We start from the raw sequence: 21,799 nt of genomic DNA, 5'->3' as shown, positions 1-21,799 counted from the left end.
GGGTGTAGAATTGTCTGCACGCTTGCTCTTTTAAAAATAAATATTGCCATGTCACATGCCGCACCAAAACAATATTCCAATGCTTGGATTTTATTACTTGCCTTACTGACCGCATTAGGGCCACTCAGTATTGATATGTATTTGCCAGCTTTGCCTTTAATGGCGGATGATTTTGGAGTTACAACGCAAATGGTGGCCAACAGTTTGCCCGCCTATTTTTTAGGTTTAGCGGTGGGGCAGTTAATTTATGGCCCCTTGAGTGATCGTATTGGTCGTAAACCACCTTTATATATTGGTTTGAGTTTATATGTGCTGGCAAGTTTACTCTGTGTATTTGCTTATAGTGAGTGGAGCTTAATTGCCGCACGCGTCTTACAAGCTTTAGGGGGGTGTGTTGGAGTGGTCATTGCACGGGCAGCGATTCGTGATCGCTTAGATTTAAATGCCTCAGCGCAAGCCTTTGCCAGTATGATGATTGTGAGTACTATTGCACCAATTATGGCACCCACCTTAGGGGCTTGGGTGCTATTGTTTTTTGATTGGCATATTATTTTCGCTTTTTTAACAGCAATTGGCATTATCGCAGCACTTTGTGTGCATTTCTTTTTTAAAGAAACTTTAGTGCCAGAGCGCCGTTTAAATTTGAGTTTTAGTCAAATTTTAAACCTATATGCCAGCATTTTTAAAGACCCCTTATTTTGCTATGCCATGCTAGCGGGTTGTTTAAGTAGTGGTGCTTTATTTACTTATATTAGTGGTTCTGCTGCTGTATTAATGGAAAGTTATGGCTTGGGGCAACAGTTATTTGCTTATGTATTTGGCTGTAATGCTGTAGGAATTATGCTGTTTTCAAGCTTAAATAAACGTCTCGCACAGCGTTATGGGATTTTAGAGCGCTTGAAACTCGGTGGAATGGTTCAAGCCTTTGGGGCGGTGTTGTTGTTACTGTGTGGTGTGGTATCTGCGCCTTTGGCTTTGGTGCTATTGGGTTTATTTTTAACGGTGGCGGGGATTGGTTTTACCGGCCCTAATGCAATGGCATTAGCAATGTCAGAACAAGGCAGTCGAGCAGGGACAGCCAGTGCTGTGATGGGCAGTATGCAATTTGGTGCCGGTTTAGTGGGTGGGATTTTACTTAACTTTTTAATATGGTCACCGCTATTGAATATGGCAGTCATGATGCTGCTCTTTATTGGTAGTGCCAATTGGGCGATGCGCCATATTCAACAAGGTGCGCTGCGTTAATCTAAGAACACGGTAAATTCGTGCAGCGCGACTCGCGGTGTGACAAACTCATTGACCAATGCACTTTGGTCTGGATAACCCAATGCAATGGCACATACCAACTCTTCATTGGCAGCAGCACCTAAGTGTGGCAAGACCACAGAATGAAAATGATTCCATGCCGCTTGTGGACAGGTTGCCAGTCCACGCGCTTGCGCGGCGGTCATCACGTTTTGCATCAGCATCGCCACATCCATTTTAGCACCCACACCTAAATCTTGATGGGTAGTAAAAAACAGCGCTACAGGTGCATCAAATAATTGATAATTACGTAAATGCTGCGCTGCCATGCCCGCTTTATTGTCTTTAGCTAAACCCAATAAACCATATAATCCTAGACCATTTTCGCGGCGTCGCTCGATAAACGGTGAAAACCAAGTTTTAGGATAATAATCAAAGCTGGCCACATAATGCTGGGCTAAATCGGGTGTCTGCTGAATATGCAGCTGAGTTTGGCAGACTGCATCAATAATTTTTTGCCGCGTTTGCCCTGTAACCACATAGACTTTCCACGGCTGGGTGTTGCTTCCTGAAGGTGCACGGCTGGCGACCTGTAAAATCTCGCTAATCATCTCGCTGGGTACTTGATCTGGTAAAAAAGCACGAATCGAGCGTCGTGAACAAATCGCATGATCCACTACAGCGCTATTTAAATTATTCATTGTCTATCCTTATTCTTGTGTAGTTCATTGTAGAGCGTTGTTAAATCATGAATCAATATTCAATAATTCATTCATAGAAAAATCAAAAGATACATTCGACTAAAGCATAGCTGTTACAGTTGTTAAAAATCGTTCAAATTTGAGCCAGCATCAGGATGGATGCCACAACAAAAACACTTAAAGGATAAGCTATGTCAGCAAAATTTCAATTATTGCTATTAAGCGCTGCGATTGCAGTGAGCTCTATGGGACATGCCAATGGGGACAATGAAATTGAGCAGCTACGCCAAGAGGTGCAACAATTACGTCAATTGGTGCAGCAATATGGCGAGCAACAACGCCTAACTCAATACCAAGTTGCTGCACCACAACATCCAGTCGTTAGTTCAGCAGCAAAAAATTCTGCCCTGAGTCTGAGCACCAAAGGTGGCGCAGAATTAAAACTCTATGGCAACGTCCGTGCTGATGGTAGTTATCAAATTGAAGGTGGTCCAGGTTCAAGCCCTTATAACCAAATTGCCAATGTCGCTTTAGAAGGCGAGCCAGGCTATAAAGATCGCTTAAAAACGACTTTAGCTGCCACCCGTTTAGGTTTGGATTTTACCGCACCCGTCAACGATGCTAAATTGACCGCGAAAGTCGAAGTTGATTTCTTGGGAGCCAATGACAATTTACGTATTCGTCATGCCTATTTAAGCTATAACGATTGGTTAGTAGGGCAAACATGGTCAAACTTTGCCCCACCTGACTATATCCCTGAAACGGTAGACGCTATGACGTATGCTGGTGGCGCGATTAAACGTACCCCACAAGTGCGCTATACGCATAAATTTAGCCCTGAAACCAATGTTGTGGTCGCAGTTGAAGATCCAAAAGATGCCAGCAGCACTATGCGTTTGCCCGCCTTAACCACACGTTTAAATCATCAAGTGCTTGATAATATGCAAGTCGGTTTACGTGGTATGGTCAGTGAAAAACGCACCGATGCAGACACCACCACCGCATGGGGTGTGGGTTTAGGCACCAAGCTGGATATTACGCCAAGCACCACCTTAAAAGCCGACTACTACCATGTCAAAGGCGATAGTAGTTTTGTACTTTCAAGCAACCAAGGTTTTGCCCAAGACAACAATAAAAATATTGTAGACGAAAATGAGTTTGACTCAATTATTGTTGGGATTACCCAGAAATTTAATGAGCAATGGCGTGGCACTTTAGGCTATGGTTATATGAAAGCTGATGATAACGATAATTATTTACGCTATGCCACAGGTAACCTCAACAAAGAATTATGGCAAACTTGGGCCAACTTATTTTATAGCCCAGTCAAGCCAGTGAGCTTTGGACTTGAATACACCATGGGTGAACGTAAAACGTTTGAAACCCCGCAACAAGGCAGCCGCACTGGTGACGACCAACGCGTCAACATGATGGCAATTTATAATTTTTAAGCAAGTCGAGCGAAAAGGGGTCATATGACCTCTTTTTGTGTTTGAGCAGATCTAAAGCAATCTTTATAAAAAATAATGTTATTAGATTGTTTAAAAAAGTAACAAAATATGCCATTTTAATGAGCACAAGCTGCCTGCTAATAGTAAATAACATCTGCTATCACAATTGCTTGGCAGGAGTAGAGAACAAAGGCAATAAAAAAAACTGAAAATTTGGAGTTTTAAGTGAAAAACCAAGTGCAATCTTTCATAAAAATCAGCTTAGTTAGCACCGTAGCCAGCATCATGGGGGCCAATGCTACAGCAGCAACAGAGCAACAGCAAATTCAACAATTGCGTCAAGAAGTGGCTGCTTTAAAAAGTTTAATTCAGCAACAACAGCATATCCAAGTACAACAACAGCAACAAATCAACCAAGTTGCCAAACAACCTGTGGCTGAAACAGTCAAACAAGAGGGCTTAAAGCTCACCACAGCCAATGGCGCTGAATTTAAGCTCTATGGTTCGGTGCGTGCCGATGCCAACTATATTGTTGAAGGTGCTGATAACGACTTTAACAGTGTGGCGACTTCAACTGGCGCCAGCAAAGACAAATTACGTTCTACCTTAAAAACCACACGTATTGGTGTTGATTTCTCAACGCCACTTGAAAATGGCAAGCTTGGTGCTAAAGTCGAAACAGACTTTGCGAGCAGTAGTGATAATTTACGTATTCGACACGCTTATTTAACTTATAACGATTGGTTAATTGGTCAAACCACGTCGACCTTTTTATCTAATCATGCGCCAGAAATGATTGACTTTGGGACCAACGTAGGTGGCGGTACAGCACGTATTCCGATGGTACGTTATAACCATAAAGTCGCACCACAAACGCAAGTGATGCTTTCCTTAGAAAAAGGGGATAGCTCAGCGACAGGTTCAACGGTAAAATATAGCGCACCTGTACTGGCTGCCAAAGTGGTACAAGGTTTTGATGACGGCAAGGGTGCTGTGTCAGCGCGTGCTTTAGTCGAACATTATAAAGCTGATGTTGGCCGCGATGATGCCATGGCATGGGGTGCAGCAGTTGGGGTCAACTATCAAGTCAGTCAACCTTTAAAAGTTTCAGCTGATTATTCTTATGTGCAAGGCGATAACAAATATTTATACGGCAGTAATACAGCTTTTGCTTTAGATGAACGTGCGCAGATTGAACAAAATGAATTTCATGCTGTACAAGTTGGGGCAACTTATAAATTCTCTCCACAATGGCGTTCAACTTTAGCCTATGGCGCGTTATTTGCGGATGATGGTACAGATTATGCGCGTTTAAATACAGCGGGCAATGAACAAGTGCAACAAGCATGGCTGAACTTTATTTATTCACCAGCTAAACCTGTTGATCTCGGCATTGAATATGTAAATGGTAAACGCGAAACCTTTAAGGGCGAATCTTTTAAAGATAACCGTATTGGTTTAATGGGACGTTACAGTTTCTAAACTTTAGATTGATAACTAAACCGAGGTGTATTACCTCGGTTTTTTTTATGATTTGTTTAAATAATATGCAGATATTACATAAACGAGGCCACTAAGCATAGGAGTTGGCTGATTAAAATTGCATAATAACCGCGTTTTTCGCTCATTAGATGAATCAGGTGATTCAAATCTGATTTCAAATTATTATTTTTTGCGTTGCTTTCATTCTTCAATGAATCACGTGTTATTGCAAAATTGCTCTTTACATTATTTCTCTTGTAGCAATCGTGGGTTAATTTAAAGTAAATCTAAGTCATCAAAATAATGATGCAGGATTTCTTTAACATTGAACTGAACGCTGTAGAACAATAAAAGTATTGATCAATTTTAACGGATATCATCGCTATGGAATTTACTTTTGACGCATTTTATACGCTGATTGCGGCGGTCATTGTTCTGTTACTGGGCCGCTTCTTAGTCAACAACATTGATTTTCTAAAACGCTACAATATTCCAGAGCCTGTGGCAGGTGGTCTAGTAGCGGCTGTTATTTCTCTAATCGTATATAACTTTTGGGGCTATAGCATTACGACCAGCAGTACATTACAAAGCAGTTTTATGCTGATTTTCTTTGCTTCTATTGGTCTAAGCGCCAACTTCTCAAAGTTAAAAGAAGGTGGTCTTGGTTTAGTGATCTTCTTGGTTGCGGTTGCCTCTTTTATTGTGGTGCAAAATGTAGTCGGTATTAGTTTAGCCACTTTACTTGGTATTGATCCTTTAATTGGTTTAATTGCAGGTTCAATTACTTTAACGGGTGGTCATGGTACAGCAGGTGCATGGGGTGAAATTTTTGAAACCACACATGGTATTGATGGTGCCTTAGCATTAGGTATGGCCAGTGCCACTTTTGGTTTAATCATTGGTGGTATTATTGGTGGCCCACTGGCGAAAACCTTAATTAATAAGCATAAACTCGCGACCCCACGAACCAGTGCGCAAATTGAAGAACGTGATAATCGTCCTGTAGGGGATTTAGCAGGTAATGAGTATGTACCTTTTGAATATCCACATCGGGTGCGTTTAATTACTGCTGATAATGCCATTACTACCTTAGGTTTATTTGCGATCTGTTTAGCTTTTGCTGAATTTATGACAGGTTATGCCAAAGGCACGATGTTTGAATTACCGACCTTTGTCTGGGCATTAGGCTGTGGTGTGATTTTACGTAACTTGCTCGAAGGTGTGTTTAAAGTCACTGTCTTTGATCGCGCGATTGACGTATTTGGTAATGCTTCTTTATCGCTGTATTTAGCAATGGCGTTATTGTCATTAAAATTATGGCAATTGGCCGACCTTGCGGGTCCATTAATGGTAATTTTAGCGGCGCAAACTATCACGATGGCGTTATATGCAGCCTTTGTAACTTTCCGTGTCATGGGTAAAAACTATGATGCTGCTGTACTGGCTGCAGGTCACTGTGGTTTTGGTATGGGGGCTACGCCAACCGCGGTTGCCAACATGCAAGCCATCACCAATATGTATGGCGCATCGCATAAAGCTTTCTTAATTGTACCTTTGTGTGGCGCATTCTTCGTTGATTTAATTAACGTGGTAGTCATTCAATCCATCTTAAGATTTTTAGGTTAATCATAACCGTTTTACACCTTAAGCCCCATTTGTGTGGGGCTTTTTTGCTTTTTCTCCCGCATCAATCATTGATGGGACAAGGATAATAAGATGAATGAAAGTTTAAATCAGACCCTACTCGATGGGGTAAATGCCTTAAATGGCCCGTTGTGGGACTTCTTGGTGGTGTTTTTGGTAGCAGTGGGTATTTTATACACCATTGCCACAGGCGCTGTGCAGATTCGTCTGTTTTTGCACAGTATTAAAGTCATGAAACGTAGTCGTAAACCCGGCGATGATGAACATGGTATTACCCCCTTTCAGGCCTTTGTCACAGGACTTGCCAGTCGTGTTGGGGTGGGTAACGTAGCAGGTGTTGCCATTGCGATTGCTATTGGTGGGCCGGGCGCCGTGTTTTGGATGTGGTTTACTGCCTTTTTAGGTATGAGCTCCGCCTTTGTTGAGTCTTCATTAGCACAGCTGTTTAAAGTACGCGATATGCAAAATCAACAGTTCCGTGGTGGGCCTGCTTACTATATTACGCAAGGCTTAAAACAAAAATGGCTTGGGGTGGTTTTTGCAATTGCCTTAATTTCAACCTATGGCTTTGTTTTTAATGCAGTACAAGCCAATGCCATTAGTGGTGCAACTTCACATGCTTGGGGTTGGGATCAAGCCAATATCATGTTGCCAGGTGGTTTTGAAATCTCTTGGATTGGATTGGCATTGGTGATCATGACCGCGCTGATTATTTTTGGTGGTATTAAGCGTATTGCCAAAGTAGCAGAAAGCTTTGTGCCATTTATGGCACTGCTGTATTTGATGGTGGCGTTATATATTGCTGTGATTAACATTGAGCAATTACCATCGATGTTCCAGCTGATCTTTAGCAAAGCCTTTGAGTTTGAAGCAGCTGCAGGCGGTTTCTTTGGTGCGATGATTTCTATGGCAATGATGATGGGGATTAAGCGTGGTTTATTCTCCAACGAAGCAGGGATGGGGTCTGCACCGAATGCCGCTGCCGCTTCGGATGTCAAACATCCTGTGAACCAAGGCTTGGTACAGATGTTAGGCGTTTTTGTTGATACCTTTGTGGTATGTTCTTGTACCGCAATTGTCATCTTAGCTTCAGGTTTATATGAAAATGCGGGCTTTGAAGGCGTAACGCTGACTCAAATGGCGCTGGAAAGTCAGATTGGGGCATGGGGGGATGACTTCTTGGCCTTGATCTTATTCTTGTTTGCTTATTCATCTATTATTGGTAACTACGCTTATGCAGAAGGCAATGTCCAGTTCATTAATAACAATCCACGCGTGATGTTTGTGTTCCGTGTCTTTGTGTTGGTGATGGTATATTTTGGTTCAATTGCCAGCGTACCGCTCATTTGGTCAATGGCTGACCTATTTATGGGTGTTATGGCTAGTATCAACTTAATTGCAATTGTATTGCTCATGCCATTTGTCATGATGCTACTCAAAGACTATATGAAACAGTTAAAAGCAGGGGTAAAAGAACCAGAATTTAAACTTGATCAACATCCTAAATTTAAGAATAAGGTCAACTCTGATATTTGGTAAGCACACAAGCCTCCGTTTACGGGGGCTTTTTTTCTCTTAGTTTAAACGGCTAATGCTGCAGTTAAATGAAATACAACACAGTCAAGCTTTAAAATCGCATACACTTGCGCCACGTTTTTAATTCACTTTTGCAACGTCCATGATGAAATCTGGTCCATTATTTTTGGCATTGTGTTTAAGTTTGACCGCTGTTGTGAGCTCTGCCAAAACAGCAGTGGCGCAGGTGCAACCGAATCGTATTGATTTTCATAAATTAAAACAGACCGAAAAACGCCCGATTGTCGCCTTAGTATTAGGCAGTGGTGGTGCGCGCGGTTATGCCCATATTGGAGCGATTGAGGTACTAGAACGCGAGGGGATTCGACCTGACTTTATTGTGGGTACCAGTGCGGGCAGTTTAGTGGGGGCTTTATATGCCCAAGGCAAAAATGCTGCACAATTACGTGATATTGCCCTTAATATGAAAGCCAATGATGTACGCGATATTCGCTTAGACAAAAAAGGTTTTTTTGACGGTAAAAAAATTGAAGATTATGTGAATCAGTTAGTGCATAACACCCCTCTACATCAGCTTAAAACACCCATGTACGTGGTGGCTACTCAATTACAGCATGGTCAAAAAGTGGTGTTTAATTATGGCGATACTGGGCAAGCTGTGCGTGCTTCAGTATCTATTCCAAGTATGTTTATCCCCACCAATATTGCGGGGATGGAATACGTTGATGGCGGGTTGGTCAGTCCTGTACCTGTTAAAGTAGCGCGTGATTTAGGCGCCGATGTGGTGATTGCGGTAGATATTTTAGCGCAGCCTGCTTATACCGAAACCAATAACGTCTGGGGACTATTTAATCAAAATATTAATATTATGCAGCAACAGCTGGCCCAGCAAGAATTGCAGTATGCAGATATTGTGATTCAGCCTGATGTACGTGAGAAAGCCCATATTTTTGATGTACGTGGACGAGAAGTCACTATGCAAGCGGGGAGTGAGGCAGCTGAGCAACAATTGACCAACTTACAGCAAGTCCTCAACACAAAAAAACAGCAAAGTCTGCAACAGTTTCAAGTTCAATATTGAGTTGTATCACAACACCTAGCCAAGTTTGACTTGGCTTTTTTTGTAACTGAAAAGTCGCACAGCTAACAAAAAAGAGCTGAAAAAATAAACCCTAAAATGCTAATACCTTGATGTATATATATAAATAAAAAAAGATTAAGATTTAATTTGAATCAGTTTATATTTTTAATTTATTAATATATGTCTTTTAATTCAGTGGCTTATATTTACCGTTTACTTAAAAATACTTATACTAAAAATCGATAAAACGTCAAAATATAACGAGGGAAATACGATGACGATGCAAGTCGGAGAGCAAGTCAAACTTGCAAGCATGCCTAATGTGATTTTTAAAATTATTAAAAAAAATACCGATGGATCATTTGAGGTAGAAGCGAAATTGGGTAATCAGCACATTAGCTATGGCCATATTGCCCCTGAAATGCTGCGTCGAGTGCAGTCACCTCATTAAAATTGGTTTTGCGCTTGTTGATCTACGACAGGTGCAACCCTCGTTGCGGTGTAATTATATATTTAACTAAATGATGACATAATTAATATAAATAATGATGATGGTATTTTAGGCAAATTTACCTGATATTTCTGTCAAAGCAGGTATAATGGCCTACAACTAATCTGATTCATCCTTTGTCTTGAGAACATGATGTCCCCACTTGACCAAATTGCTCCAATGTTAGATGACCAATCTGAACTGACCATGACTGTATTAATGACCCCTGATATGGCGAATTTTTCTGGCAATGTGCATGGGGGTACAATTTTAAAGTTACTGGACCAAGTGGCTTATGCGTGTGCAAGTCGCTATTCGGGCAGTTATGTGGTGACCTTATCGGTGGATAAAGTGACCTTTAAAGAAGCTATTCATGTGGGTGAGCTGGTGACATTCTTAGCCAGTGTCAACCATGTTGGGCGTACCTCGATGGAAATTGGTATTCGTGTAGAGGCACAAAATATTCAAAAACGTACCGTGCGTCATACCAATAGCTGTTACTTTACTATGGTCGCAGTAGATGATCAGGGTAAGCCAAAACAAATTCCACCATTAAATTTAGATAATGATTGGAAACGTTGCCGCTTTGAAGCAGCAGAACAGCGTAAGGTGGCACGCTTACAAGAGAATCACCATCCCTCATGTAGTATCTATAAAAAAACAGATCGCTAAACCAAAAAGACCTCTGAAGAGGTCTTTTTTTATGGTAACTGCTGTTTTGTTAGGTTACAATAAAACGATACGTAGCGTTTCGTTTTTGGGGTCAGCATGGACTTAGAAAAAACCAGTCGCCGTGAACTGTGTATTTTAACCGCTGTGGCGGCGGCCTTAAATGAGCATGATTATGCGCAGTTGACCATTGAAAATATTGCCAGTCGTGCTGGGGTAGGTAAATCGACGATTTATCGCTGGTGGAAACATAAGTCTGACTTGGTGTTGGATTGTTTTAAATTACACACCGCTTCTGTGTTTGAACTGGATTTTTCCCAGTCCTTAAGTTTTAATTTACAACAACAATTAATCAAATTAGCCAGTGCCTTACAACATCCTATTGGTCGTGCTGTACTGGCGGTGATGGCACAAAATCGTGAAGCTGCCACTGAATTTTTTAAACAATATTTATTACCACGCCGTGAACAAACCCGTGAGTTAATTGCGCTGGCGATTGCACGCGGTGAAATTGCTGCAGATTATCCATTTGAATTGATGCTTGATACTTTATATGCACCGATTCATTATCAAATTATCTTTTTTAATACCGTTCCTGATCAGCGCTATATTGAAAATTTAGTACATTTGGTCTTAGCGCCAATCCAATTGCCAAAGGCTACAGCAGATGAGTGAGTCACTGTGGAATCGCGCCTTTATTTTATGCCTGTGCAATAACTTATTTTTATTTATTTATTATTTTGCCACCTTAACTATTTTACCCATTTATATCTTGCAGGATTTGGGTGGTACGGTCAAAGATGCTGGTTTAGCACTGACCTTATTTTTACTGTCTTCGATTGCGATTCGACCATTTTCAGGTTTAATTGTTGAAAAATTAGGCAAAAAAATTGCGTTACGTGGTGCGGGCATTTTATTTTTACTGTTTGCCTTTAGTTATCTGTTGATTGATAGCTTATGGTCATTGCTTTTAGTACGTTTTTTACATGGTTTTTGGTTTAGTATTTTAACGACCGTTAATGTACCTGTGGTCAATGAGTTTATTCCCGAAAACCGTAAAGGCGAGGGTATGGGCTATTTTGTCATGTCAACCAATCTTGGCGTGGTGTTTGGCCCACTTTTGGCTTTAACGGCAATTCAATCGATGAGTTTCAATGCCTTATTTGGTCTACTCAGCCTTGTCACCACTATTGGATATGTATTTACTTTAACATTAAAAGTACCTGAACAGAGGCAAGTGACCAAAATCCCTCACAAGCGATTCAGTGTGCATGATGTCGTAGAACTTAAAGTGCTGAGTATTAGTATGGTGGCTTTACTGACTGCTTTTGCCTATTCAAGTATTACCAGTTTTATTACCGCTTTTGCACAAAGTCAGAATTTGCTGCCCTATGCCAGTGTATTCTTTATTGTTTTTGCTGCTTCTATGATTTTGGTGCGACCTTGGGTGGGGAAATTCTACGACCAAAAAGGCCCAAGCTTTGTGATTTATCCATCGTTTATTGCTTTTGCCATAGGTTTAGTCGTGGTGAGTTTTGTGCAAAATCAGTGGGTTTTGTGGCTATCTGCGGTGTTTATTGGGCTTGGCTATGGCTCATTATTTCCTTGTTTACAAACGCTTGCCATTCAGTCGGTCGACAAAGCGCGGATGGGGCATGCCATTTCGACTTTCTTTACCTTATTTGATGTGGGGCTAGCGCTTGGCTCGGTGGTGATGGGCTATTGCATTGCCTATTTTGATTATCAATTGACTTATTTAGCTTGTGCGGTGATTGTGTTGGCCACGTTGTTATTTTACAAGGCCAAAGTTGCTGTCAAACTTTATTTATCTTAAGGGCATACGGCTATGGAATTACGCCATTTACGCTATTTTGTTGCAGTGGCTGAAGAGCTGAATTTTACCAAGGCGGCACAGCGCATGTGTACCGTGCAACCCTCGCTCAGCCAGCAAATTAAAGACTTAGAAACAGAAGTAGGCGTGCAACTGCTGATTCGCTCCAATCGCAAAGTAGAATTGACCGAAGAAGGTAAAGCCTTTTTAAAACAGGCTCTACTGAGCTTAGAGCATGCCGAACTGGCGATTCAGGATGCACGTAAAGTCGCCAATTTACAAAAAGATCAGCTCAATATTGGTTTTGTGCCTGTGGCAGAGATGAAGATCTTTCCCTACATCATGCCCAATATTCGTGCACATTTTCCTGAACTTAAAATTCATTTTCATAGCTTTACTGATGCAGACCAATTTAGAGCCTTAAAGAAAGGTGAGTTGGATATCGCTTTTACCCGCTATCAAGATGAATCCAGTGAAATTGAATGTGTGCAAATTTTTAGTGAGCCATTGGCATTAATTGTGCCCAAAGATGACCCAATTACGCAGCAGCGCCATGTCAGCATTAAAAGTTTTAATGGGCAGAATTTTGTGATTAGTGATGAAGATGCTTCACCACAATTGCATAAATTAATTACCAATTATTTTAAAGATGCCAAACTCAATGTTAATGTGGTGCAGCATTCCACCAATATTTTACTCAATGTCAATTTAGTGGGCATGGGCGTGGGCTGGAGTATTGTGCCTGCTTATGTGATTCCATTATTGGGCGATAAAATTGTGGTGAAAAATACCATAGAGCCTTTACCGATGATTGGTTTGTATGCCAGCTATCGTAAAGAGCATAAAAATGATGCCATTGAACTGATTTTAAAGATCTTAAAAGAGCAATTTTATATGGGCTTCTTCTAACAACAATGAAGCAGATGTCAGCCTAAGCTGCATCTGCTTTTTTAATTTTAAAGCAAAAAAAACCACGCATTGCGCGTGGTTTTTTCGGTTTAACAATTATTTAACATGTAGTTTTGCAAATAATTGTTGGCTGACATGATCTAAAGTCTGTGGAATCGCAAGTGCTGCCACGAAACGGTCTGGACGTAAGATCACGACAGATTCAGTCGTCTTACCAAACCAAGTACGGATGTCTGTACCAATATCACCAACAGTGATTACACCTTCGTAATGCTTACGTTTGTTATTGGGTAACTGTACCGCAGGAATCACTTGGATAAATTTAACACCAAGCTGTTGCCATTTTTGCATTGATGCTTCAGATAGACCCCATTTTGGATCTACGCCCCAAGCGACAATAGCAAAGTCATTGCCAATCACTTCATCAAGCAAGACCTGTTCGCCTGATTCAAGCTGCACTTTTGGCTGAATAAACATTTTGCCTACAGGTGTTTGCTTTTGACCATTATTGATCAAGGCACCATCATGATACTGTGGCATTGGTTTAAAACGCATCTCTAACAGATACTGTTTAATTGGTTTAATGTAGTTCAGCGCATAAGCAATACCGTCACGTACTACACCGTGCCATTTTTTCGGTGGCGCAAGCACGTTACCTGCCATAACTGACAAATCAATCATTGCTTTAGCGTGGTCTTTACGTTCAATTTGGTATGAATCAAGAAGATCAGCACCTACTTTACCTTGTACAACTAACGCCACTTTCCACGCTAAGTTGAAGGCATCACGCATACCACTGTTATAACCTTGACCCTGCCATACTGGCATGATGTGCGCAGCATCACCAGCAAGTAAGATGCGGTCAACACGGAATTTATCCGCAATACGCGCGTTATGTGTATAAACACGTTGACGAATCACTTCGATACCGTCTGTTGTTGGTAATACTTTAGACAGTAATTTGGCAATGTTTTCTGGTTTGCTAAGTTCTTCTTGAGTTTCACCTGGCATGACCATGAATTCGAAACGGCGGATACCATGTGGTAGCGCTGCTGAAACATAAGGACGCACAGGGTCACAGCATAAGTAAATATGTGGTGTTGCCAGTGGGTCGTTATCAATATCAATCACGATCCATTGGTTAGGTGCAGTTTTACCATCAAAACCAATCCCTAAGGTACGACGTACAATCGAGTTACCACCGTCACATGCAATTAAATATTGCGCGCGGATGCTTTCTTCGCTGCCATCTTTGGTTTTTACGTTTAAGGTCACGCCTGATGCATCTTGATTAAAATGCGTTAAGTGGCGTGAAAATAACACTTCAGTTTGTGGGTATTGCGCCAAGCCGTTTAATAAGATGCTATCTACTTGTGGCTGTACAAAGGCATTACGACGTGAGAAACCAAATTCACGCGTCATTGGCTGAATATCAGCAAAGCAATGTCCTTTTGGCGTTAAGAAGCGCATCGCATGATTAGGTGTGGTATGCGGTAGCACTTGATCCACTAATCCTAAAGATTGAATAGTACGTAAAGATTCATCATCAATACCAATCGCACGTGGATAGTCGATTAAGCTGTCCAGCTGCTCAACTACTTTGACTTTGATGCCTTGTTTGCTTAAGTAGTTAGCAATGGTTAAACCCACAGGACCTGCGCCTAAAATGGCAACTTCAGTCGTATATTCAGTTTTGTTTGTAGTCACAGCGAATATCCATTCAATCCATTCACGATGTTGCTATTAAGGGGCTAAAGCAAAAAATATACAAGCTATGCCATAGTGGATAGCTAGACTGGTACTCGTGCTTTTAAATTGATTTTATTTTAATAAGATATTGTTTTTGTGTGTTTTTTATTAAAATTTTATATATCGCTTTTTGATTTAATCATCATTATTTTCTATGGTGAAAAGTTTAAGTGGTTAAAAAGGTCAAATTGCAGAGCACAATTTGACCTTATGTTGAACGCCTTTTGGGGTTTAAGTCTTATTTACTTTGGAGTAAGTAGCGTTCAACTTAGCGCAGCACTTATTCTGCTTGTACTGGCTGTTCTTGCTCAACTGTAGGTGTAATGCTTTCAGGTTGCTCTTGATCAGACACCACGACAGGTGCTGCTGCTTCTGAAGCAGGTTGTTGGCTTTCATTGATTGTGACTTCAGCAAAGCTCATTGTGGTGGCACTTGCAAGTAAGGCTGTTAAAGTTAAGGTTTTGATATTCATGATTTGGCATCCTTGAAAATAAAAAAATAGACGTTGCACTTTATTGTGGGGGCAGCAGTGCAACGCCGCTCATACTACGAGCCTGTATGGGTATCGAGCAATACGAATCACAAAGTTGGTATTTAAGGATTACGTGAAAAATACAATAAAACGCCAGCTGTGTAGTTGTTGTAAATAATCATCATTTTCATCGTGCTAAAATGTATCAAAATATGAAATTTTGTTTAAAAATTAAACTTAAAATTTAATATAACTTAACAAATTACCCCTTTGTGACACTGTTTTGAGAGTATCTTGGTCTATTGAAAATGTAAGTAAATTTTACATGAGTCTGTGTGAGTTGGCATTTTTAGACCTGTATTGCAACTTGAATTAAGTTTGCATAGCATGGGGCAATTTTAAACTTGGGGTCGGGTATGCAAATCGTTGTTCCACAAGCAGTACCAACGCATGTGATATCGGGTTTTTTGGGGGCAGGCAAAACCACATTATTAACCGCATTGCTGCAACAAAAGCCTGAGGGCGAAACGTGGGCAGTGCTGATGAATGAATTTGGGCAAATTGGTGTCGATCAAGCCTTACTACCACAACAAGACGGTTATGCAGTCAAAGAGTTATTGGGCGGGTGTTTATGTTGTAGCAGTCAATTGCCTATGCAAATTGCGCTGTCACGTTTATTAAATGAAGAAAAACCTGATCGTTTATTTATCGAACCTACTGGTCTTGGTCATCCTGCTGAACTCTTAGAACAACTCAGCGAACCGCATTGGCAGGCGCATTTAGCAGTGCGTAGTCCAGTAACCGTTGTTGATGGTTCACGTTTGCATGATGCAACTTGGACTACGCAAAATTTATATCAAGATCAGCTCAAAGCCGCGCAGATTATTGTGATTTCGCATCGCGACCTGATGCGTGTCGAAGATCAAGGTGCGCTACAGGCATTACAACAAGAATATCAAGCTTATGGTCAAACATGGCTAATGGCAGACAAGGGGAATATTCAGTTGGCTGAAATTGATCAAGCTTATCGCGCTACTCAGCGTAAAGTGCAGCCTTTGCTTAAAATCCAAGCTACTTTAGATCCTCAAGCAATGCCTGAAATTAAACAATTGCCCTATCACTATATTGAACACGCACAGGGTTATTGTGTAGCAGGGTGGAAATTTTCTAAACGCTGGCAATTTAATTTTTATGATGTATTAGATTTACTCTGTGAGCAGCAAGATTGGCTCAGAATTAAAGCGATTTTTAACACCGATCAAGGTTGGAAAAGTTTTAACTTTAATCCTGAGCAATTTAATTATCAAAGCAGTGCCGAAAATGTGGATAACCGCATTGAAGTGATTTATCAAAATGAGCGTGACTGGCACAGGTTTGAAGCAGCACTATTGGCCTGCCGTGTCGATGATCAGGCTTAGTTTAATGTGGGATGTCTAATTTATGCCTAGATCACGCAAAAACTCTGCCAAAACGGAAGATTTAGGCCGAAATCGAGTATCCTAGCGGCAATAAAATCAGGAGATTTCGGCAATGGCTTTAAAAGCAACGATTTATAAAGCAGACTTAAATATCGCCAATATGGACGTGCACCAATATGGCGATTATCAACTTACCATGGCACTACATCCATCAGAAACCATTGAACGTTTAATGGTGCGTATTTTGGCCTATGCACGTTATGCCGATGAAGCTTTAGAATTTACTAAAGACTTATTTGAAACGGATGAACCAGCGCTGTGGCAAAAAGACTTAACGGGTCAATTGCAAAAATGGATTGAAGTCGGTTTGCCGGATGAAGATAAAGTCAAAAAAGCCAGTGCGCGCTGTGACCAAGTGGCGGTGATTGCTTATGGTTCATCGGTAGATGAATGGTACAAACGCAGCAGCAAAATCAAAACCTTAAAAAATGTTGAAGTGTGGCAATTGTCTGAAGCGACAACGACTGCGATTCAAGCCTTATGTGAACGCACCATGCAATTGCAATTAAACGTGATGGATGGCGAATGGACTTTAATTGGTGATAATGCCCAAGCCGTGATTGAATGGACACAGCTTAAATAATTTTTTGGCGTTAAGAGCAACTTGCATCTTAACGCCAAGCTTTGTATATCTAAGATAAGAATTAATATAAGAAGAATAATACAATGACAGATGCAGAAATGTATCGTTTACTGTTGGCCTTAGCCATTGGTGCAGTGATTGGCGCAGAGCGTGAATATCGCAGTAAATCGGCAGGGCTACGCACCATGATTATGGTCAGTGTCAGCTCGTGTTTATTTACCATGCTGTCGATAAAAATTGGCGTGGAAAACCCTGATCGTTTGGCGGCCAATATTTTAACTGGTTTAGGTTTTTTAGGCGCAGGGGTAATTTTTAAAGACGAAAATCGCATTTCAGGCATTACCACCGCTACCACCATTTGGATGACCGCAGCTTTAGGCATGGCTGTGGGTGCAGGTTATGAAGTTTTAAGTCTATTTAGCGCCGTGATTGTGATGATGGTATTGGCGATTTTAATTTATGTACAAGAACAAATTGAAGATTTAAACCAAGCGCGGCATTACCGTATCGTCTGTTTTTATAAACAAGAAACCTTAGATAAATACGAAGAATTATTTAAAACCTATCAACTTAAAGTGATTCGTAATACTCAGCATAAAAACCAAAATCGCATTAGTGGACGCTGGATTTTGATTGGCTCGGCAGCAAACCATCAACGCTTAACCGAATATTTACTCAATGATCCTGATATTCAAGAACTGAATTTCTAATCTTGTTTATACTAGACATTTTTATGAGGTGGCTATTATGAGCAACGAATTACAAATTATTGACTTAGTTGAAGGTACAGGTAAAGAAGCAGTGAAAGGCGCTTTAATTACCACGCATTACACGGGTTGGTTAGAAGATGGCACCAAGTTTGATTCATCACTGGATCGTGGTAACTACTTTGAATGCGTGATTGGTACAGGTCGTGTAATTAAGGGTTGGGATCAAGGCATTATGGGCATGAAAGTCGGTGGTAAACGTAAACTGATCGTGCCATCACACTTAGCCTATGGTGAGCGTAAAATGGGCAACGTGATTCCTGCTCACTCAAACTTAATTTTTGAAATTGAGTTATATGATGTAAAAACTCGCGACTAAATGCGTGTTCAGCTAAGGTTGCAGTCGCGATCTTAGCTGTTTTGACATGCGATTCAGTCTAAGATTTATTTAATGCGCGGGCGTAAATACACTTTATTTTGCGCTGTGAGAATCGTTATAGTATCGCCATAAAGTTTTGCGATAAACATAGGTTGCCCAATGGGTCATATGCTCTTGATTTTCGTTGTGATTGTGGTCTTGGCAGTATTTATCTATCACTACTTGCAATTGACCAGTCGTACAACGACCCAAGCACCCTATACACCGCCTTTAAACGCAGCACCTGCGCGTTTAATTACAGATGTTCTCGCGCAAATTTTGTTAGAAAAACAAATTTTATTTGATGATGTAGCCCGCCTGTTTATGCAGCAATGTATCGAACAACGTGATTCACGCGCAGTTTTTGCGATGCGCGATGATTTACTCAGTAAATTACCTAAAGATACACAACATGAAGTGCGGCGTTTAGACCTAGATGAATGGTCGATTTATCTGACTTTTTCCACGCAATCTTATGAATATTATATTGGGCGTTATGGTGTGTTTCAGTTGCATGTGGATCGTTTTGGCGAAGAGCATAAATTGAGTTTATGGAAACCAGAATTTCATCCTGAATACAGTCACCAGCATATGGATGAAAGCCTACAATTGCCCATGGCGCATTTAGAATGAGTGGTTTAGAAATTTTTGCCGTGATTTTAAGTGTGATCGCGGTGTCGTTAACGGTGAAAAAACATCTTTTATGTTGGTTATTTAACTTTATTGCAGCAGCCGTGTACGGCTATTTGTTTTATTGCTATCAACTGTATGCCGAAACGCTATTACAAGGCTTTTTTATGTTGATGGCGATTTATGGTTTCCTGACATGGCAAAAAAACCAACATCAGCCTATAGATGTGAGTCATATTAGTCGTAAAGCTGCCTTTTTACAGATGCTACTGACTGCAAGTTTAGGTTTGACCTTTGGCTTAAGTTTACACTTTTTTACTCAAGCTGCTTTGCCTATCTTAGATGCGCAGTTAGTCGCATTTAGCTTATTGGCTACCTATTGGGCGAGCCGTAAATATCTGGCAACATGGTGGTTGTGGATTGTCTTAGACATCATTTATGTGGGTATGTTTAGCTATAAAGCACTCTATTTAACTGCAATTTTATATGCCGCTTTTGTCGGGTTGGCAATTTGGGGATTAATACAGTGGCGACAAAGTCGCTTAAATTTAGCGCAAAATTAGCGTATATTTCGCGTGGGGAATAGACAACGTAGTTAGGTCATGGCCGAATTTATACCAAGTAACTTAAATCAAACAGATGCCACCAGTGGTGAAAAGAAAGTTTTTAAATTTTTACAACACTTGTTTAGTGATGATGATCGGGTGTGTATTTGGTATGAACCTGAAGCTTTAGGTCGTTATTCGGATTTTTTAATTTGGCATCCTGCTTGGGGCTTACTGGCCATAGAAGTCAAAGACTGGTCGAAAAGTCATTTTATTCACATTGATAAACTGTATTTTTCTGGTACTTTTTATAAAAATGGCCAAGTCACTTCGGTCGCGAATCCTAATGTGCAAGCACGCCAATTTAGCTTAAAACTGATCAATCAATGTAAGCAAAATGCAGCTTTTATTAATCCGCAAGGGCAATATCAAGGCAAATTGATTTTTCCAGTCACCTATGCGGTGTTTTATACCCATCTCACGCGCCATGATGCCAAGGAAATGGAATTACTCCATCCGAGTATTACCCCAGCTCAAAAAGCTTTGTTTAAAGATGAGCTAGAATTGGATCTCAATGATGCTGTGATCCGTGAACAAACTAAACAACGCTTACAGGCTGCTTTTGAAGGTTTTAGTTTTAACTTTCATCCTTTAAGCTATGCGCAAGAAAAAGCGCTGCGCTATATGATTTTCCCTGAAATTCGGGTCAATCATTTAACACAAGACGATTTATTTAAAGCACAAGCCCAAGATTTTAAGGCGCTCGATTTACAGCAAGAAAGTGTCGCTAAAAACATTGGCGAAGGGCATCGGATTTTAAAAGGCGTCGCAGGGAGTGGTAAATCTTTGGTTTTAGCCAGTCGCGCGCGTTATTTACGCCAAATTTATCCGGATTGGAAAATTTTGGTGGTGTGTTTTAACAACACTTTATGCAATCACATTAAAAATATGTTGGGCACAGTACAACATATTGATGTACAGAATTTTCATGGGGTGGTCAAAAGCATTACCCAAGCCAATGTTGGCTTTAAAATGGGCGAAAAATCAGAAGATTATGATCAACGTATTGTCGGTTTATTACAAGACTATTTAGATGAGCATCCTCATACCCATCCTTATGATGCGATCTTAATTGATGAGGGGCAGGATTTTTCTCAAGAATGGATTCAGTTGCTGACCAAGTTAGTCAATCCCAATACCAATAGTATTTTATTTTGCTATGACCCTGCGCAAAATATTTTTAACCGCACTAAGCCAAGTTGGAAGTCGGTGGGTTTGCAGGTGCAAGGTAAACGTCCGATTGAATTGCTAAAATGTTACCGTAATACCAAAGAAATTTTAGACATAGCGCGTGACTTTCTCAATCCTAAACAGATTGGCAGCCTACAAGGCCAAGATATTTATGATCGGGTGCTCAATCCAGATACGGGAGAGTGTCGCAAGGGGCACTATCCGATTAGCCATTATGAGCCTGTACGTGAAACACTACTCAATTCTATTGCCAAAAAAGTTGCGCGTTTAATTCAGCAAGGTACAGCGCCTAAAGAAGTTGCTATTTTAAGAGCCTATGATACCGCGCATAAACAGGATGAACAGTGGCTTAATCAAGCCTTTGCCGCGCATGCGCAGTCGGTGCAGTTAGAATGGGTGACCAGTTCAAGCGCTAAAAAGAAACTCAATTTAGACACAGATAGCGTCAAAGTTTTAAATTTAGAATCCTGTAAAGGCTTAGAGTTTAAACATGTATTTTGCTTAGGTTTAGAGCAGATGCCACGCGCCAAACGTGAAGCAGAAACCGAACGTAAATTGGCGTATGTTGCACTCACCCGCGCACAAGAATATTTATATCTTTTGGCTAGCCAAAAGCAAGGTTTTTATCAAGAGCTACACACTTTGCTAGAGCAGCATCAAAATTTACCTAGCGTGCCAGTACCCACCCAAGTGAAGCTCGACAGCACAGAAATTCAAAGTTCTAGCAAAACAGGCAAAGCTTATCAGCCTTGGGATGAAGATGAAGAAGTACGTTTAATTGATGCTTTTATGCTAGAACAATTGCCGTTAAAAGAGATTGCCAAGCGTCTAGAGCGTAGTGAAGGGGCGGTGTCATCACGCTTAAAGAAATTGCGTTTACTGGAATAAAATGCTTATTGATTTTTATCAAAAACCGATTGCACACTT

21 protein-coding genes are annotated in these 21,799 nt (G+C 40.8%); 18 read left to right on the top strand and 3 right to left on the bottom strand.

Features of this window, described 5'->3' with window-relative positions:
- The first annotated feature begins 48 nt into the window (after window positions 1-48).
- Window positions 49-1,245, top strand: a complete 1,197-nt coding sequence (locus tag CYK47_RS04510) for a multidrug effflux MFS transporter (protein WP_122899342.1) — start codon at window positions 49-51, stop codon at window positions 1,243-1,245.
- Here the strand turns inward: CYK47_RS04510 and CYK47_RS04505 are convergent.
- Window positions 1,242-1,946 (bottom strand): nitroreductase, encoded by a 705-nt coding sequence (locus tag CYK47_RS04505; RefSeq protein ID WP_122899340.1) that lies wholly within the window; start codon window positions 1,944-1,946, stop codon window positions 1,242-1,244. The genes CYK47_RS04510 and CYK47_RS04505 overlap by 4 nt on opposite strands.
- Before the next feature lie 191 nt (window positions 1,947-2,137).
- On the opposite strand from CYK47_RS04505, the gene CYK47_RS04500 reads away from it, so the two are divergent.
- The 10 genes from CYK47_RS04500 (at window position 2,138) to CYK47_RS04460 (ending at window position 13,039) form a co-directional block, all read left to right on the top strand.
- Window positions 2,138-3,397 (top strand): DcaP family trimeric outer membrane transporter, encoded by a 1,260-nt coding sequence (locus CYK47_RS04500; RefSeq protein WP_122899339.1) that lies wholly within the window; start codon window positions 2,138-2,140, stop codon window positions 3,395-3,397.
- Between the two features lie 285 nt (window positions 3,398-3,682).
- The gene (locus CYK47_RS04495) at window positions 3,683-4,879 is read left to right on the top strand and encodes a DcaP family trimeric outer membrane transporter (protein ID WP_228722467.1); all 1,197 of its coding nucleotides are present in this window, start codon (window positions 3,683-3,685) and stop codon (window positions 4,877-4,879) included.
- 384 nt (window positions 4,880-5,263) lie between these two features.
- Window positions 5,264-6,505: a sodium/glutamate symporter gene (gene gltS / locus CYK47_RS04490; protein ID WP_122899335.1), complete on the top strand. Its 1,242-nt coding sequence runs from the start codon at window positions 5,264-5,266 to the stop codon at window positions 6,503-6,505.
- A 90-nt stretch (window positions 6,506-6,595) separates the two neighbouring features.
- Entirely contained in the window at window positions 6,596-8,062 is a 1,467-nt protein-coding gene (locus CYK47_RS04485; protein ID WP_122899333.1) for an alanine/glycine:cation symporter family protein, read from the top strand.
- A 139-nt stretch (window positions 8,063-8,201) separates the two neighbouring features.
- Window positions 8,202-9,140, top strand: a complete 939-nt coding sequence (locus CYK47_RS04480; RefSeq protein WP_122899331.1) for a patatin-like phospholipase family protein — start codon at window positions 8,202-8,204, stop codon at window positions 9,138-9,140.
- A 274-nt stretch (window positions 9,141-9,414) separates the two neighbouring features.
- Window positions 9,415-9,591: a lipocalin/fatty acid-binding family protein gene (locus CYK47_RS15440; RefSeq protein WP_164709147.1), complete on the top strand. Its 177-nt coding sequence runs from the start codon at window positions 9,415-9,417 to the stop codon at window positions 9,589-9,591.
- Between the two features lie 192 nt (window positions 9,592-9,783).
- Window positions 9,784-10,302, top strand: coding sequence for an acyl-CoA thioesterase (locus tag CYK47_RS04475; protein ID WP_122899329.1), 519 nt, complete (start codon window positions 9,784-9,786; stop codon window positions 10,300-10,302).
- A 96-nt stretch (window positions 10,303-10,398) separates the two neighbouring features.
- On the top strand, window positions 10,399-10,974 hold the full coding sequence (locus tag CYK47_RS04470; RefSeq protein WP_122899327.1) for a TetR/AcrR family transcriptional regulator: 576 nt from the start codon (window positions 10,399-10,401) through the stop codon (window positions 10,972-10,974).
- On the top strand, window positions 10,967-12,133 hold the full coding sequence (locus CYK47_RS04465) for an MFS transporter (RefSeq protein WP_122899325.1): 1,167 nt from the start codon (window positions 10,967-10,969) through the stop codon (window positions 12,131-12,133). Before CYK47_RS04470 ends, CYK47_RS04465 begins: the two co-directional genes overlap by 8 nt.
- A 12-nt stretch (window positions 12,134-12,145) precedes the next feature.
- Complete coding sequence (locus tag CYK47_RS04460) at window positions 12,146-13,039, top strand: LysR substrate-binding domain-containing protein (protein ID WP_122899323.1); 894 nt, start codon at window positions 12,146-12,148, stop codon at window positions 13,037-13,039.
- A gap of 96 nt (window positions 13,040-13,135) precedes the next feature.
- Here CYK47_RS04460 and CYK47_RS04455 read toward each other — a convergent pair whose 3' ends face one another.
- Window positions 13,136-14,746: a bifunctional 3-(3-hydroxy-phenyl)propionate/3-hydroxycinnamic acid hydroxylase gene (locus CYK47_RS04455; RefSeq protein ID WP_122899321.1), complete on the bottom strand. Its 1,611-nt coding sequence runs from the start codon at window positions 14,744-14,746 to the stop codon at window positions 13,136-13,138.
- Between the two features lie 322 nt (window positions 14,747-15,068).
- Window positions 15,069-15,260 carry a hypothetical protein gene (locus tag CYK47_RS04450; protein ID WP_122899319.1) on the bottom strand — a complete coding sequence of 64 codons (192 nt, stop codon included), beginning with the start codon at window positions 15,258-15,260 and terminating at the stop codon, window positions 15,069-15,071.
- Window positions 15,261-15,676: 416 nt separating this feature from the next.
- Between CYK47_RS04450 and CYK47_RS04445 the strand changes: the two genes are divergently transcribed.
- The 7 genes from CYK47_RS04445 to CYK47_RS04415 all read left to right on the top strand — a co-directional run bounded on the left by CYK47_RS04445 (window position 15,677) and on the right by CYK47_RS04415 (window position 21,760).
- Entirely contained in the window at window positions 15,677-16,678 is a 1,002-nt protein-coding gene (locus CYK47_RS04445) for a CobW family GTP-binding protein (RefSeq protein WP_122899317.1), read from the top strand.
- Window positions 16,679-16,790: 112 nt separating this feature from the next.
- Entirely contained in the window at window positions 16,791-17,321 is a 531-nt protein-coding gene (locus CYK47_RS04440) for a YaeQ family protein (RefSeq protein WP_122899315.1), read from the top strand.
- Window positions 17,322-17,404: 83 nt separating this feature from the next.
- Window positions 17,405-18,031: an MgtC/SapB family protein gene (locus CYK47_RS04435; protein ID WP_122899312.1), complete on the top strand. Its 627-nt coding sequence runs from the start codon at window positions 17,405-17,407 to the stop codon at window positions 18,029-18,031.
- A gap of 37 nt (window positions 18,032-18,068) precedes the next feature.
- A complete protein-coding gene (locus tag CYK47_RS04430; RefSeq protein ID WP_122899310.1) occupies window positions 18,069-18,407 on the top strand; it encodes an FKBP-type peptidyl-prolyl cis-trans isomerase in 339 nt (112 codons plus the stop codon).
- A 159-nt stretch (window positions 18,408-18,566) separates the two neighbouring features.
- A complete protein-coding gene (locus CYK47_RS04425) occupies window positions 18,567-19,079 on the top strand; it encodes a hypothetical protein (protein ID WP_122899308.1) in 513 nt (170 codons plus the stop codon).
- On the top strand, window positions 19,076-19,639 hold the full coding sequence (gene pnuC / locus CYK47_RS04420) for a nicotinamide riboside transporter PnuC (RefSeq protein WP_122899306.1): 564 nt from the start codon (window positions 19,076-19,078) through the stop codon (window positions 19,637-19,639). The genes CYK47_RS04425 and pnuC overlap by 4 nt, the downstream gene beginning before the upstream one ends.
- Before the next feature lie 39 nt (window positions 19,640-19,678).
- Window positions 19,679-21,760 carry a 3'-5' exonuclease gene (locus CYK47_RS04415; protein ID WP_122899304.1) on the top strand — a complete coding sequence of 694 codons (2,082 nt, stop codon included), beginning with the start codon at window positions 19,679-19,681 and terminating at the stop codon, window positions 21,758-21,760.
- The last annotated feature ends 39 nt before the right edge of the window (window positions 21,761-21,799 follow it).

Origin of the sequence: Acinetobacter sp. B51(2017) (assembly GCF_003711395.1) — a bacterium.
Classification (GTDB): Bacteria; Pseudomonadota; Gammaproteobacteria; order Pseudomonadales; family Moraxellaceae; genus Acinetobacter.
This window is presented reverse-complemented; position numbering and strand designations above follow the sequence as displayed.